12 protein-coding genes are annotated in these 14,164 nt (G+C 42.3%); 9 read left to right on the forward strand and 3 right to left on the reverse strand.

Annotated elements, in window-relative coordinates; genetic code table 11:
• The first annotated feature begins 16 nt into the window (after nt 1-16).
• The gene (locus KXV15_RS09315) at nt 17-322 is read left to right on the forward strand and encodes an I78 family peptidase inhibitor (protein ID WP_240007916.1); all 306 of its coding nucleotides are present in this window, start codon (nt 17-19) and stop codon (nt 320-322) included.
• Here KXV15_RS09315 and KXV15_RS09320 read toward each other — a convergent pair.
• Entirely contained in the window at nt 319-2,400 is a 2,082-nt protein-coding gene (locus KXV15_RS09320; protein WP_240007917.1) for a PhoX family protein, read from the reverse strand. The genes KXV15_RS09315 and KXV15_RS09320 overlap by 4 nt on opposite strands.
• 171 nt (nt 2,401-2,571) lie before the next feature.
• Here KXV15_RS09320 and fliQ point away from each other — a divergent pair, with 171 nt between their 5' ends.
• The 4 genes from fliQ to KXV15_RS09340 are packed head-to-tail and all read left to right on the forward strand — an operon-like array spanning nt 2,572 to nt 6,676.
• Complete coding sequence (gene fliQ, locus KXV15_RS09325) at nt 2,572-2,850, forward strand: flagellar biosynthesis protein FliQ (protein WP_240007918.1); 279 nt, start codon at nt 2,572-2,574, stop codon at nt 2,848-2,850.
• An 8-nt stretch (nt 2,851-2,858) separates the two neighbouring features.
• Complete coding sequence (gene fliR, locus KXV15_RS09330) at nt 2,859-3,608, forward strand: flagellar biosynthetic protein FliR (protein ID WP_240007919.1); 750 nt, start codon at nt 2,859-2,861, stop codon at nt 3,606-3,608.
• A gap of 9 nt (nt 3,609-3,617) precedes the next feature.
• Nucleotides 3,618-4,742: a flagellar biosynthesis protein FlhB gene (gene flhB / locus KXV15_RS09335; protein WP_240007920.1), complete on the forward strand. Its 1,125-nt coding sequence runs from the start codon at nt 3,618-3,620 to the stop codon at nt 4,740-4,742.
• Between the two features lie 8 nt (nt 4,743-4,750).
• The gene (locus tag KXV15_RS09340; protein ID WP_240007921.1) at nt 4,751-6,676 is read left to right on the forward strand and encodes an ATP-binding protein; all 1,926 of its coding nucleotides are present in this window, start codon (nt 4,751-4,753) and stop codon (nt 6,674-6,676) included.
• Between the two features lie 60 nt (nt 6,677-6,736).
• On the opposite strand, the gene KXV15_RS09345 is transcribed toward KXV15_RS09340, so the two are convergent.
• Nucleotides 6,737-8,575 carry an aminopeptidase P family protein gene (locus KXV15_RS09345; RefSeq protein WP_240007922.1) on the reverse strand — a complete coding sequence of 613 codons (1,839 nt, stop codon included), beginning with the start codon at nt 8,573-8,575 and terminating at the stop codon, nt 6,737-6,739.
• Nucleotides 8,576-8,710: 135 nt separating this feature from the next.
• Between KXV15_RS09345 and KXV15_RS09350 the strand changes: the two genes are divergently transcribed.
• On the forward strand, nt 8,711-9,865 hold the full coding sequence (locus KXV15_RS09350) for a hypothetical protein (protein WP_240007923.1): 1,155 nt from the start codon (nt 8,711-8,713) through the stop codon (nt 9,863-9,865).
• A gap of 27 nt (nt 9,866-9,892) precedes the next feature.
• On the opposite strand, the gene KXV15_RS09355 is transcribed toward KXV15_RS09350, so the two are convergent.
• Complete coding sequence (locus KXV15_RS09355; protein WP_240007924.1) at nt 9,893-10,744, reverse strand: 50S ribosomal protein L11 methyltransferase; 852 nt, start codon at nt 10,742-10,744, stop codon at nt 9,893-9,895.
• 111 nt (nt 10,745-10,855) lie between these two features.
• On the opposite strand from KXV15_RS09355, the gene KXV15_RS09360 reads away from it, so the two are divergent.
• The 3 genes from KXV15_RS09360 (at nt 10,856) to KXV15_RS09370 (ending at nt 14,133) form a co-directional block, all read left to right on the forward strand.
• A complete protein-coding gene (locus KXV15_RS09360; protein WP_240007925.1) occupies nt 10,856-11,572 on the forward strand; it encodes a 16S rRNA (uracil(1498)-N(3))-methyltransferase in 717 nt (238 codons plus the stop codon).
• Nucleotides 11,573-11,649: 77 nt separating this feature from the next.
• Nucleotides 11,650-13,011 carry a glutamate--cysteine ligase gene (locus KXV15_RS09365; protein WP_240008313.1) on the forward strand — a complete coding sequence of 454 codons (1,362 nt, stop codon included), beginning with the start codon at nt 11,650-11,652 and terminating at the stop codon, nt 13,009-13,011.
• A gap of 135 nt (nt 13,012-13,146) precedes the next feature.
• Nucleotides 13,147-14,133, forward strand: a complete 987-nt coding sequence (locus KXV15_RS09370) for a hypothetical protein (protein ID WP_240007926.1) — start codon at nt 13,147-13,149, stop codon at nt 14,131-14,133.
• Nucleotides 14,134-14,164 lie beyond the last annotated feature (31 nt).

Here is a 14,164-nt window from a genome sequence, read left to right on the forward strand (position 1 = left end):
TGAAAGGCACCTTTAAATGAAAAATCTTATGTTATCATTCGCAATTCTTTCCCTTGGTGGCAGTCTTATGCTTGGTGCTTGTGCGCCTGTTATGGCGCAAAATGAAGGAGGTGTTATGCCACATAACCCAGGCGCAACCTGCCATGCCGATAGTTTGCAATATCTTGTCGGACAAAATCGTAAAGTGCTTGAAACCATGCGCTTTGGTGGTGAGGTTCGCTTTGAAGAACCAGGGCATGCCTATACAATGGATTACCGTGAAAACCGCCTTCGCATTGTGATTGGCGAAGACGGCATTATTAAACACGTTTTATGTGGCTAGGTGCCAACAATTCCACCATCTTTGCGGCGTACATAAATGATTGTATCGCGTGGCCATGTTTTATTTGGGAAGGTTGAAAACGGTACTGCTTGCTTTGCGCGGTAACCGTTACCAACCTCATCAGCGCCACCAATGTGTTGAAGCCCACAGAAGAAGGTTTTATTATCTTCTGAAACGAATGGCCCTGTAATTTCGCAACCAATCGGGCCAGTCAAGAAGCGTTTAACAACGCGTGGCGCCGGTGAATTGGTATCGGCGACATAAATACCGTCATTACAAGGGAAGTTTTCTGGTGTGCCATCGGTGGTGAACCACGCATTACCAAAGCCATCAAATGTAATATTATCTGGCATTGCAAATCTATCACCCATGCTGATTTGTTTGCCATTAACCCATGATGATAGGTTATGGGTTTCACCTTTTTTATCTGATGGACGCTCTAGCAAGGCAATCTCTTTGGAATGGTCGCCGCCCATAAGGAAGATTTCCCAATTGAATGTAGTCGAACCATGATCTTTTGCGGCTTCATTGATGCGAATGATTTGACCGGTATAATTGACTTCTGTGGTTGCACCATTTTTGCGGCGCGGGTTGGCGGCGTTACCTTTACGACCTTCTTCAGTAAGGTTGCCTGTCGCGCAAATATAAACTGTGCCAAAGCCTTTGAAATAATTGTCTTTTGGTGCTTCTACATCTTCGGGGCGATCCATTGGGGTTGCACCAAGGCGGCTTGCGGCGTCGCGCACACGCACCATTAAATCGGCATAATCCTTGAATGGGGTTTGATTGCCAGAAAGTGGAACAGCATTTGCCTTTTCAAGGCTGATTTCAAGCCATTCACCAGAACCATCGACATTGAATTTTGCGGCATATAATGTGCCTTCAGATAAAAGTTCACGGTTAGCGGTGCGGTTTTTTGCATCGAATTTATTTTTTGAAATGAATTTATAGACAAATTCATTTGCTTGGTCATCGCCAGTATAAATCGCAACATTTCCAGATTTTGTGATTACTGAATTTGCGCTTTCATTCTTTTTGCGACCCAATGCAGTATGCTTGCGTGGTGTCCATGATGGATCGTGCGGGTCAATCTCAACAATCCAGCCATAAAGTGATGGGCCGAATGGGTTGCGTGACAAATCAAACTGGTCTGGGCCACCCCATTTCCAAAGATTGCCATAGCCAAAACTTGCTTCATCATACACATATCCCGCTTGTTTACGGGCATTTTCAATATTTTCACAATTTGGTGAGGTTGTGAAATACATATTATCAATGTTTTCTTCGGCGGTAAGATATGTGCCCCATGGTGTATAACCGCCGGCGCAATTTTGCATTGTGCCACACATAATGCCATCAGGGTTTTTGGGAAGTTTTCCGGCATATTTTTCGATTTGATTAGTTATCATACCAGATGTTTTAATCCATTCATGCTCTTTTGCAGGGCCGTCAAAAACTACTTCGGTGAATGGTGTGATACGGCGGTTTAATGCGCCTTCTTTATCTTCAACCTGAACTAATTCCCATGCACCGGTTTTGGTATCATGGTTTACGCAGGCAATAGTAACCCCCTGTGCGGCATACATTGCCTCGATTTCTTGAGGGGTGGGGGCGAAGTTGCCTTTTTTCGCTGCCACAAGCAAATATGGCACGACATATTCATTATTAGAGCAGACTATATATTCATTCTGTGCCTTATCAGACCAAGGATATGAATAATTTTTTGCGAAAACTGCGAACATATCGTTACAAGTGCCGACACGTTTTGTCTGTTCATCACGGGTGAAATTAAATGGCGCGCCAACTTGTTCCTTGGCGGGGGCTTGGTTGGTGAAAAGTGCATCACCCCACGACATTAACTTATGCCATTCATACCCCTCCGGCACAATTACATCATTTACAAGGTTCTCTGCAACCGAAGTAAAACCAATCTTGCTTGGGGAAATACCTTTTGCAAGCGCATTACCGGGTGACATTGAAAAGGCCGCGCCAACAGCCAATGATACTTGAACAAAATTGCGGCGTGACAGGGATTGTGTGATAATATCGTTGAAATGGGGGTTTTTGTTTTCTGGCATAATCTTCTCTTTTTATTTTTATGGAATAACCACGCCGCTTTAGCAATATTTTGCGCAGGGTTTATGACAGTATAATTCTTAGTGTGCAAAAAATAGTTACCCAATATTAACCATATTTTAGCAATGTATTAACGGACTTAAAGAAATAAGTCGTCTTTTCGGAAAAGAAATATGGAAGCGTCACAGGTTCTCGATATCGCAAGAAGTGCGGTCTGGTTGGTTATTGCAATGGCAGCACCGGCAATGATTCTCGGCCTTGTGGTTGGTGTTGTAATCGGTTTGTTACAGGCATTAACCCAAATCCAAGAGATGACCTTGGTGTTCGTTCCAAAAATCCTTACAATTTTTCTCGCTTTGTTGTTTTTTATGCCTTTGATGGGCGGAATGTTAAGCGACTTTTTCCATGAAACCATGCAACGAATTGCTGCATCCGGCAATGGTGGCGGATAGGCAAAGTCATGGAATTTATCCCGCAACAAATTTGGGCATTTGGTCTGGTTTTTGCCAGACTGGGCGGGATATTTATGCTTGCGCCAGCATTAAGTGATACATCGGTACCACCACGGATTCGCCTATCATTGGCATTGTTGGTTTCGTTCATTATTGCCCCTTTGGTAAGTTATAAATTACCACCATTACCGGCAACAAATGGCGCGTTATATGCGCTTTTGGGTGTTGAGATTGTGATTGGTCTTGCGATTGGTTCAATACTGCGGGTGCTTTTTTCAGCGCTTACAACAGCTGGTGCAATTGCGGGTATGCAATCCGGTCTTGGATTTGCGATGTCAATCGATCCATCACAAGGTCAGCAAGGTTCGATTTTTTCAACTTTTTTAGTGGTGGTTGGAACGGCATTAATTTTTGCCAGTAATTTGCATCATTTATTTATAACTGGAATGATTAATTCATATAATTTCATGCCGCCAAATGGTCATTTTAATTTTGGTGCTAATGCTGAATGGGCCATCAAATCATTTTCAGATGCTTTTGGGATTGCGGTTCGAATTACCGCACCAATGTTATTATTCGGCATTGTATATAACGTGGTTCTTGGCGTGATAAACCGCGCCGCGCCGGCAATTCAGGTGTTTTTCATCGCGCAGCCAATTCAAGTTTTCTTGGGCATATTTTTATTCCTTATTACCTTAGGTGCAGGGATGATGACATGGGTTAATTTCATGGCAGATGCCGCGCGGCAATTGAATTAGGGGGGTAAGTTGGAAGAAGACGAATCCCAGAAAATATTTGACCCCACACCGCGAAAGCTCCAACAAGCGCGTGAAAAGGGTGATGTGCCAATGTCGCAAGACGTGGCATCAACCCTTATTTTGGTGGTTGCGTTTGGGATTATTATTTCAATTGGTTCAAAAATTGCCGCCGATATTACCCGTTTTTGTATGGTTTTTATTGCCAACCCACACGAAATTCCAATCGGGGAAGGGGCAATGCAATCATTAATGCTATCGGTTGGGGTGCATGTCGGACTAAGCCTTGCGGTATTGTTTGGCGGTATGACGATTGCGGCGATTGCGGGACACGCGGGGCAAACGGGCCTAATCTTCACCTATGAAAAGTTAAAGCCCAAGCCAGATAAGATTTCACCAATCGCAGGTTTTAAACGAATTTTTGGCAAAGAATCATTGATGCAATTTGCCAAAACCTTGTTCAAAGTCATTATTTTGGGCATTGTTGCCTATAATGCTGCTAAACCATATTTTGATGATGCCAAAGGCCTCGTCGATATGGAGATTGGTGCGGTTGGCCCGTTTTTGTTTACGGTGTTACGCGCGATATTAATGAAGCTACTGATTATTTTGATAATTTTTGCGGTGGCGGATTATCTTTTACAACGTTTCAATTTCATGCAGCGTAATAAAATGTCGAAATATGAAATGAAGCAGGAGTTTAAAGATACCGAAGGCGACCCATTAATTGCCGGAAAATTAAAACAAATACGGATGGAACGCGCTAAAAAGCGCATGATGCAAAATATCCCAAAGGCAACCGTAATTATCACCAACCCGACGCACTATGCGGTCGCACTTAAATATGTGCCGGGCGAAGATGCGGCACCAATTTGCGTTGCCAAAGGTGTTGATAATGTTGCACTTCGTATTCGTGAAATTGCCGGACAGCATGAAATTCCGATTGTTGAAGATCGCCCACTTGCACGTGCCTTATTTGCGCAAGCCGAACTTGAACAACCAATACCCGAAGAATTTTATCATGCAGTTGCCAAAATTATCGGATCAATTCTGTCTGTGGCAGCCAAAAAGAAACCAACAATTACAATACCAAGAAATAATGCACCGCGCGTAAGTGTTGCGGGCGCTAATGAATAGGCGAGAAAATGTTAAACCTCTTTAGTTCCGAACCGATGGAAGCAAAATTACTGGTGCAATTGCTTAACTCATATCTTGAGCCAGCAGCAATCTTTTCAAAAAATGGCGACTTGAAACTTGCCAATCCAGAATGGCGGATTTCCCAAAAAGATGGGCAGTTTGAGGCGATTTTTAAAGATAAAGCCACCAAAGATAAAATTTTTAGAATTGGTAAGGCCTTGCGCCACCGTCGCCCTTTAACCGAGGCAATAGAAGAATATATCGTGCAAATCACGCCATTTGGTGACGATAATATCGTACGCCTTTTATCTTTAGGCGCACCAAAAAATAAAAATTTCGATATTGAAGAGGAAAATGTTGTAAAAACTGTTCCGCTTCCAGCCAAACAAATTGAAAGCATTGCCGAGGTTCCGCCAATTTCGCGCGCCAATCTGGCATCATTAATTGCGGGTGCGCCACTTGGAATTGCGAGGCTTTCAGGACGCGATATTTCAAGTGCGCAAATCATCGGCACAAACCCTGCATTCGTTCGTATTTCAGGGGTTGATAGCGGGCAAAACCTTCGCGAAATTGTAAGCGATGAAGATGTTATAAAACTTGATAAACTTGCAATTGGTTCGGTGTCACCAGTTGAGTTGGTGATGAAAAATAACAATAAAACCATTTGTGAAGCGTGGCTTTTGGAAGATGGCGAAAAAGGTGCAGCCGTACTTTTAATCGATATTTCCGAACGCCGTGAAATGGAAGGCCGCCTTACCCAAGCCAATAAAATGGAAGTTATCGGTAAAATTGCCTCTGAAGTGGCGCACGAATTAAACAATCTTTTGACCGTAATCGTTCTTAATACTGATGCGCTTTTGATGCGCCATCCGGTTGGTGATCCATCATATCAAGAATTGCAAGGTATTAGAAATACCACGGGGCGTGCTGCGAATTTGGTGCATACGCTTTTGGCCTTCTCACGTAAGCAAACGTTCCGCCGCGAGGTTTTGGATATTGGCGCAGTATTGACCGAGTTTTCGTATCTATTGCATCAAGTGCTTGATGAACGGGTCAAATTTGAAATCCATCACGGGCGCGATTTGCCAAATGTTATGGCCGATAAGCAGCAGCTTGAAACCATGTTTATGAACTTTATCACCAATGCGCGTGATGCAGTGCTTTCGCATAATCCTTCTGGTGGATGGGTTAAAATGTCCACGAAAAAGGCAAGTCGCGATGAACTTGTTAAGGCATTAAAAGACGAAAAAGTTGCCGATATTCCGAATGTGAAATATTGCCAAATTTCGGTGTCTGATAATGGCTCTGGCATGACACAAGAAACCGCCAAAAAGATTTTTGAACCATTCTTTACCACCAAAGAAACCGGAAAAGGCACCGGTATCGGTATGGCGAGTGTTTATGGCATTGTTAAACAATCGGGCGGTTACATTACGCTTGAGACCGAAGTAGGCAAGGGAACAACCTTCTCTGTATTCCTTCCAGAAGCAAATGAAGAAGAAGCGGTTAAGGCTGCACCGGCACCGGTTAAAGAGCCTGTTAAACGCGCCACCAATCTTTCTGGTAAAGGGCGAATTCTTTTGGTTGAGGATGAGGATGGTTTGCGCTCCATTACTGCCCAAATCCTGAAACAGCGTGGCTACGATGTAAAAGAAGCGGGTGACGGCGAAGAAGCGCTTGAAATTTTGGAGCAAAACTCTGGTGAGATTGACCTTTTGATTTCCGACGTAGTGATGCCGATTATGGATGGTCCAACCCTTTTGAAAGAGGCCAAACCATATTTGGGTGAGGCAAGGGTTATTTTCATGTCAGGCTATGCTGAGCAAGACTTTGGCGAAATTCTTGAAAAAGATCGCGACATCCACTTCTTACCTAAACCGTTTGAAATGGTGCAACTTGCCGAAAAGGTGAAAACTGTTCTTGGCGGCGGCTAATCTTGATTTAAAAATTAAAAAAAGACCCCGAAAAATCGGGGTCTTTTTGTTTATTGGAACTTAAACCGCCTTGCATGCCTCAAATAGCCAATCTCGTGTATCCTCATCAACCAATGGGCCGATGGTTTTATAGACTTTGGCGTGATATTCGTTAAGCCATTTCTTTTCGTTATCGGATAGCATTTCAATAACAACTGCCCGTGTATCGATTGGTACAAGGGTAAGGGTTACAAAACTATGCATTGTGCGTTCACCGCCTTGTGGCACGGTTGCTTTGGTAACATATTGCAAATTCTCGGTGCGGATACCATAGCCACCCATTTTATAAAAACCAGGCTCGTTTGATAAAATCATACCTTCACGAAGCGGGATATTGGCAAGAACTTTGGCAATTCTTTGTGGGCCTTCATGCACCCCAAGATATGAGCCAACACCATGACCCGTACCGTGGTCATAGTCAAAACCACCATCCCACAATGCCATACGCGCCAAAGTATCAAGCATACAGCCAGGGGTTCCTTCTGGGAATTTAATGGATGAAAGCGCGATATGACCTTTTAGAACACGGGTGAAGCGGTCTTTCATTTCGTCACTAACTTCGCCAACACTAATGGTGCGGGTGATGTCGGTTGTGCCGTTTTTGTATTGCCCACCTGAATCAATCAAATAGAATGAATTGGGTTCAATAGTTTTGTTGGTCTCTTCGCTAACACGATAATGTGCCATTGCGGCGTTTGAAACCGCGCCAGAGATAGAATCAAAAGACAAATCCACCAATTCCGGTGATTGCGCACGGAATGATTCTAATTTTTGTGCCGCAGAAATTTCGGTTAAAATACCCTTTGGTGCCTCTTGATCAAACCAATGCAGGAATTTAACCATTGCTACCGCATCGGTAATATGGGCATTTATCATTCCCTTGATTTCGGTTTCATTTTTCATCGCGCGCGGTAAAGTAGTTGGGTCTTGTACCTCATTAACATTTGCGCCAGAATTTTTAAGAACGTTAACAATATATGCCGAGGTTAGCCCGCCATCAACGGCAATATTTTTGCCCGATAGTTTTGCAAGTGCAGGTTCAAAATCTGCTTCGCTTAAAACTTCAACGCCATTTCCCAGATGTGCTTTTAACTCTGGGGTTACTTTTTCAGGGGCAATGAATAGCTGCGCAGTTGCATCATTATTAATAATCGCATTTGATAACACCAATGGCGAACGTGAAACATCACCACCGCGAATATTAAACGCCCAAGCGATTGATGGCGGTGAGGTAAGAATAACCGCATGATTGCCGCCCTCGCTTAAAGATTCGGCAATTTTTCCACGCTTTGACGCGCCATTTTCACCGCTAAATTTATCTTCATGTGGCATAGCAAGTGCCGCAGGTTTTGCAGGGCGGTTTTCCCAGATTTCATCGATTGGATTGCTTTTTAGTTCAACCAATTCACCGCCGCCAAATTGTGCCGCTTCGGTAAGGGTTTTAAGCGATGCGGGAGTGAATAATTTTGGATCATAACCAATTTTCAAACCCTTTGACTTTTCTTCAAGCCAAACTTTTGGCCCCTTAGAAACCAAATCCCAATATTCAAATAAATCGTTATCCGTTTGCACTTTTACCTGAATTGTATAGCGCCCATCCGTAAACATATAGGCATTTTCAAGCGTCACAATTGCGCTGCCCGCCGAACCAGAAAATCCAGTCGCAAATAATAATCTCTCAAAGGCGGCCGGGATATATTCGTTTTGCCATTCATCTTCGTGTGGTATAATGATACCGTCTAGACCCAATGTTTTAAGTTTTTCACGGATTTTGGGAATCGCATTTTGTCCGAAATTTTTCCCGCCAACTGTGTTAAAGGTTTGGAAGCTTAAGCCATTATTATTTTCATTATTTGTCATTACGCACCTTCTGCTTTGGATATGCAATAGCATAATTTTCAAAAAAAGTTCGACTTGTTTAATGTTTTTTACACCTTCGTGTGATTAAATCGCCCTGCAAATTTAAAAAAATATATGTTTTAATTGGAGTATGGTTTGGAAACCAAAGGTGTTCGAAGTCTCGAAATGCTGCATAAATTCGGCTCAACTGGTCGGGTTTTAAACCTTTATCGTGTTTTTGAAAAGCATTCGGGCGACCCTGAGTATGAAGAAAAACCACTTTTCCAAAATCCAAAACTTAATCGTGCAATTATTGTTAAGCACCGTTTGCGCACAGATGAACAATATTTAATGCCGCGCCGCCAAAAAGTCGTGACCAAGATAATTTTCCCGCTAATTCGGGAATCGCTTAACTTTGGTGGACAAGCAATTTTCGTAAACCAGACCAATTACCGTGAGGCACTCGCCGCAGCAACGGGCAGCAATGTTGAGGCATTGAAAGAGGATATGGAATTGCTGGTAATGATAAATAAATTACCATCACTCGATCCATTTCTTTTGCGTGAATATTTACGTAAGCATGACCATTATCCGGCCGATTGTTATTTCGATATTTCGCCTGCGGATGTTGAAAGAATGCGTAACTTTACCTCTACTGAAATATCTCGTCTTATTGAAATTGCATTCTCTGGCGGTGATAGCGAAGGTTCCAATGAGCTTGTAAACAAAATGGTGGATTTGATTTTATCAAACGAAGCCGACGAAAAATTGGAGCCATTAAGGGTTGCCTTGGGACTAGAGGGTGATAGTTTCCGTGACGGTATTTTTGCGTGGCGCGGATTTATTTATTTCAAATGGCAGATGGACACAATTTATAGTGATTTGGTCTCTGTTATTGGTCACGTTGATAAGGTTCGTATTACTGACCGTGCGGATACGGAAACCAAAGCCAATATTTCACGCCTTGCATCGCAATTAAAACAATCACTTCGTGAAGTTGCGTTCGAATGTAAAGAGATTATGGCGCTTTATGACAAGGCTTTTGATGATTTGATTGAAAAAGCCCATGCCGCAGCGTTCAAGAAATTCCTTCTTGAAAGCCCGCAATTATTTATCGAATTGGGGCATTTGATGGGTGTGGTTTCGCATATTGGATCATTCTGGTCATACCGTTTCCCAAATCGTGAAGCGATGCAAATTGATGCAAAAGGCTTTGAAGATATATTGATGGATTTCGTACACGGGCTTTCATACACGCCGGGTACGCGCACCTATGCGTCATTATCTTTGCCTGGGGCAAATGCCGCCTAAACATAAGTGCGGGATAAATATTAAAAACTATATCTTCTGATAGGTAAGGGTGGACCAAACATCCTGATGGTAAATATTTACCAATTTCATCCCCTTATTGCCAAAGGCGCGCTTAATGCTTGGTTCTTGGGTTGCCAAAAGACCAGATAGCACAAGGTGACCACCTTTTTTAACCGATGCCGACAAATCCCACGATAATTTAACCAATGGCTTCATCAAAATATTGGCAAATACCAAATCATAACCGCCGGCCTTACGAATTCCTGCTTTTTTAATGCCATTGGCAACATAAACTTTTACAGCCGACGAGGTATGGTTGATTTTCATATTTTCAACCGCGACCCGTGCAGCATTGGCATCAATTTCTGTACCAATGCATTTTGCGCCAACCTGTGCCGCCGCAATTGCCAAAACCCCAGAGCCAGTGCCAACATCAAGCACGTGTTTTGGCCGTTTATTAGCGTTGACCAATTTATCAAGGGCAAGCAAACAGCCGCGTGTTGTGCCGTGATGCCCCGTGCCAAATGCTTCGCCGGCATCAATGATGATTTCAAGGCGACCATTGCGGGTTTTGCGTTTGTCATGTGTGCCACAAATTCTATAACGACCAGCATTTACTGGCGGCAAGCCTTCTAGTGACATACGCACCCAATCATTATCTTCGAGTGGTGCAAATTTAGCATTTATTTCAGGCAGCATGATAGCAAGTGCGCCAACGCCCGATTGCGCAACTTCTTCATCTTCGCAATATGCCTCAAGGCGGAATTGTCGTCTTTCGCATTCGTGCCAAGATACAGCACCAAAGCCACCAATGTTCTCTAATATTTGCGCCGCTTCTTCAATTAAAGAGCGCGCACCGTTTGCGCTAAGTAAAATCATGCGCCCTAATATAATTTCACCCATATTTTTGCAATTTGAAATCACATCAAAGTCTTTAAAATTTGGTTTTTTGCATTACTTATATTGTCTATTGTTTAAATGGGTGGCGATATGCGCGATAATCCGAGGCTTTTTATAAATTTTCCCTTTTCAATTGGCGCAGAAATTCCCCTTTGTAAGGAGCATGCCCATTATGTCCACAATGTTATGCGCCTTAAAGACGATGATGAGATTACCGTTTTCAACGGCGAAGACGGCGAATATTCGGCAAAAATAAAATATTCGTCCAAAAAATCTGTTGTTGTTGAACTTGTGACTAAATTACGTGAACAGGAAAATCTACCTGATTTGACGTTGTTTTTTGCGCCCATAAAAGGGCATCGCAACGATAATATAATTGAAAAAGCAACTGAATTAGGGATTGCAAATTTACGACCTGTTTTAACTGAACGCACCATTGTACGAAAAATTAATACAGAAAAATATCTTTTAACTGCCATCGAGGCTGCCGAGCAATGTGAAAGGCTTAATATTCCCAAGATTTCTGAGCTTAACTATCTTGCAAGCGCGGTTGAGGGTTTTGATGGCAAAGTCCTTTTCGCTGATGAGGCCGGTGGTGGAAAAACCATTGCCAATGCAAACCCAGATAAAGGCGACAGAATAGCACTTTTGGTTGGGCCAGAAGGCGGCTTTAGCGACAAGGAACGTGAATTTTTATTGTCACACACAAATGTTATTCCAATTGCCCTTGGGAAACGGATATTGCGTGCCGATACTGCTGCGATTGCAGGGCTTACACTTTTGCAAACCTTTTATGGTGATTTTTAGAAAAATATTCTTGTTGTAATGGGCAAAAAATAAACTTAAATGCGGCCAAAGTGACCGCCAGATTAGAAAGCAATTTAATGGCAAAAATCGATAAAAATACGCCAATCGAAAAATACGATGACCTTTTATATACTTTTACCAAAGGTATGAAGCCAAAGGATGAATGGCGTATTGGCACCGAACATGAGAAATTTGGTTTTTATCATGGCACAAATGATCCCGTCCCGTATGAGGGTGAAAAGGGTATTAAGGCACTTTTAGACGGCCTTAAAACCAATACGCATTGGGATGGAATTTATGAGGGCGATAATATCATTGGCCTTCAAGAAGGTTATGGCTCGGTAACTTTGGAACCGGGTGGTCAGTTTGAATTATCGGGCGCGCCGTTAAATTCAATTCACGAAACTTGTATTGAGATTGCAAGCCATTTGACGGCAGTGCGTTCGGTTGCCGATGATTTGGGGATTGGCTTTTTGGGGCTTGGTTTCCAGCCCAAAACCCGCCTTGAAGATGTGCCAATGATGCCAAAAGGGCGCTACAACATTATGCGTGAATATATGCAAAAGGTTGGGCGTTTGGGGCGGCAAATGATGTTCCGCTCTTGCACGGTTCAAGTTAATCTTGATTTTGCCTCTGAAGCCGATATGGCGCGAAAATTCAAAGCATCTTTGGCGTTGCAACCAATTGCAACCGCGCTTTTTGCCAATTCGCCTTTTGCCGAAGGGCGTCTTAATGGCTATCAATCATATCGCGCCCATGTTTGGACCGATACCGACCCCGATAGAACCGGCGTGCCGAAATTTGTATTTAATTCGGATTTTGGTTTCAAAGATTATGTTGAATATGCGCTTGATGTGCCGATGTATTTTGTAAAACGTGATGGTATTTACCATGATGTTTCTGGCCTTTCATTCCGTGATTTTATGGCGGGCAAGTTAAAAGGCTTTGAAGGGCAATTACCGACCCAATCAGATTGGGAAGATCACCTTACCACCCTGTTCCCAGAAGTACGCATGAAATCCTATCTTGAGATGCGGGGCGCGGATGCGGGGCCTTGGTCACGCCTTTGTGCGCTGCCCGCATTATTTGTTGGGCTTTTGTACGATGAAGCCGCACTTTCGGCGGCGCTTGATTTGATAAAAGATTGGGATGCCTATGATGTTGAAGGTTTGCGCCGTGCCGTCCCCGCACTTGGTCTAAATGCCAAAATTCGTGGGATACGGGTGCAAGATATTGCCAAAGAGACACTTAAAATCGCCCGTTCTGGCCTTAATGCCCGCGCCGCATTAAATGCCGCCGGTGATAATGAAACTGGCTTCTTGGGTGAACTTGAAGATATCGCCGAAACCGGAATTACCCCCGCAATGCGCCTAATTGATAAATTTAAAAACGAGTGGGGTGGGGATATCAACAAAGTTTATGAGGAATGTGCGTATTAGTCTGAAATATAACAATGTTTGATTTGTTTTGTTTTGCAATCTTTGTGGGAATTATTGTATTTTACAAGAAATATAATTATTCAGTATAACAAATTTTTTGTATTAAAATATTCGATAATTTGAAGCTGAATAATAATGGATAAAATTAAATACGAATTTCCTGAAGATACCAAATATCTGAAAATTCTGCCTATAATTAAAGGCGTTAAAGGACGTTGGATAAAATGTTTTCCAAATATTTTGGGGGAGGTTTTGATTGTTGCAGACAATAAGGTTTTTGATATTGACCTAAATGAAATTATATTTCCCCGGATTAGCAATGGTGAAAATATTGATATTGGAATTGTACAGCGTGCATTGAACGGCGATTATATAATTGCTGAAATTCGCAATAATGGCATCGTTCCGAATTGTTTTATCTTTGATAAAGACCGTAAGTTTAAAGCCATGTTTCGCATTGGCGATGCGGTTGAAAAATTATTGGTCGATAAAAACTATAATATATGGGTTGGCTATTTTGACGAAGGGGCATTTGGTAGCGACAACCTCTCAACGAGAGGAATTAATTGTTTTGCCAAAGATGGTAAATTGGTTACATCATTTTTCGGCGATAAACGTTTCTCAATTTCGGCAATTGATAATCTTAATATTGGTGATGACGGAATTATTTATATTTGTTCATGGGATGATAACAAAATTCTTGAAATTAAAGAGGGTAATTTAAGGATTATTGAAGACAAAATCCCAGCTGGTTCACCTGATGCTTTGATGATAACCGATAAATATTATATTAAATTAGGTGCTGGATACCGCAAAGGAGATCCCTTTCAGACTTTGGAAGAAGGGGCATATACATCACTAAGTTTAAAAACCGGAGAATCTTATAATAGTCCAAATTTAGAATTACTCGATGAAAATGATTATAAAATTTACCAAACCTGTATTACCGTGATTGACCGCAAGACCCAAGAGCCATATCTTTTGCAAATTCTTGATGAAAACAATAATCCCCTGAAAATGTTGCATGGTGAGGTTTATAAAGATAAATCCTATTATATGGTAGATAATAATATTTATGAAATTACGGCATCGCAAATTTTAAATGCCCTAAATTTACCATAAATTATCGTTAATCCTTCCTTTAAAAGAGAGG

Origin of the sequence: Pseudaquidulcibacter saccharophilus (genome assembly GCF_019455445.1) — a bacterium.
GTDB classification, from domain to species: domain Bacteria; phylum Pseudomonadota; class Alphaproteobacteria; order Caulobacterales; family Aquidulcibacteraceae; genus Pseudaquidulcibacter; species Pseudaquidulcibacter saccharophilus.

Bases quoted from the DNA above. Each gene is read 5' to 3' on its own strand.
- KXV15_RS09340 (WP_240007921.1), top strand. From the start codon at position 4,751: ATGTTAAACCTCTTTAGTTCCGAACCGATGGAAGCAAAATTACTGGTG.
- KXV15_RS09365 (WP_240008313.1), top strand. From the start codon at position 11,650: ATGGCAAAAATCGATAAAAATACGCCAATCGAAAAATACGATGACCTT.
- KXV15_RS09360 (WP_240007925.1), top strand. From the start codon at position 10,856: ATGCGCGATAATCCGAGGCTTTTTATAAATTTTCCCTTTTCAATTGGC.
- fliR (WP_240007919.1), top strand. From the start codon at position 2,859: ATGGAATTTATCCCGCAACAAATTTGGGCATTTGGTCTGGTTTTTGCC.
- KXV15_RS09345 (WP_240007922.1), bottom strand. From the start codon at position 8,575: ATGACAAATAATGAAAATAATAATGGCTTAAGCTTCCAAACCTTTAAC.
- KXV15_RS09315 (WP_240007916.1), top strand. From the start codon at position 17: ATGAAAAATCTTATGTTATCATTCGCAATTCTTTCCCTTGGTGGCAGT.
- KXV15_RS09370 (WP_240007926.1), top strand. From the start codon at position 13,147: ATGGATAAAATTAAATACGAATTTCCTGAAGATACCAAATATCTGAAA.
- KXV15_RS09320 (WP_240007917.1), bottom strand. From the start codon at position 2,400: ATGCCAGAAAACAAAAACCCCCATTTCAACGATATTATCACACAATCC.
- KXV15_RS09355 (WP_240007924.1), bottom strand. From the start codon at position 10,744: ATGATTTTACTTAGCGCAAACGGTGCGCGCTCTTTAATTGAAGAAGCG.
- fliQ (WP_240007918.1), top strand. From the start codon at position 2,572: ATGGAAGCGTCACAGGTTCTCGATATCGCAAGAAGTGCGGTCTGGTTG.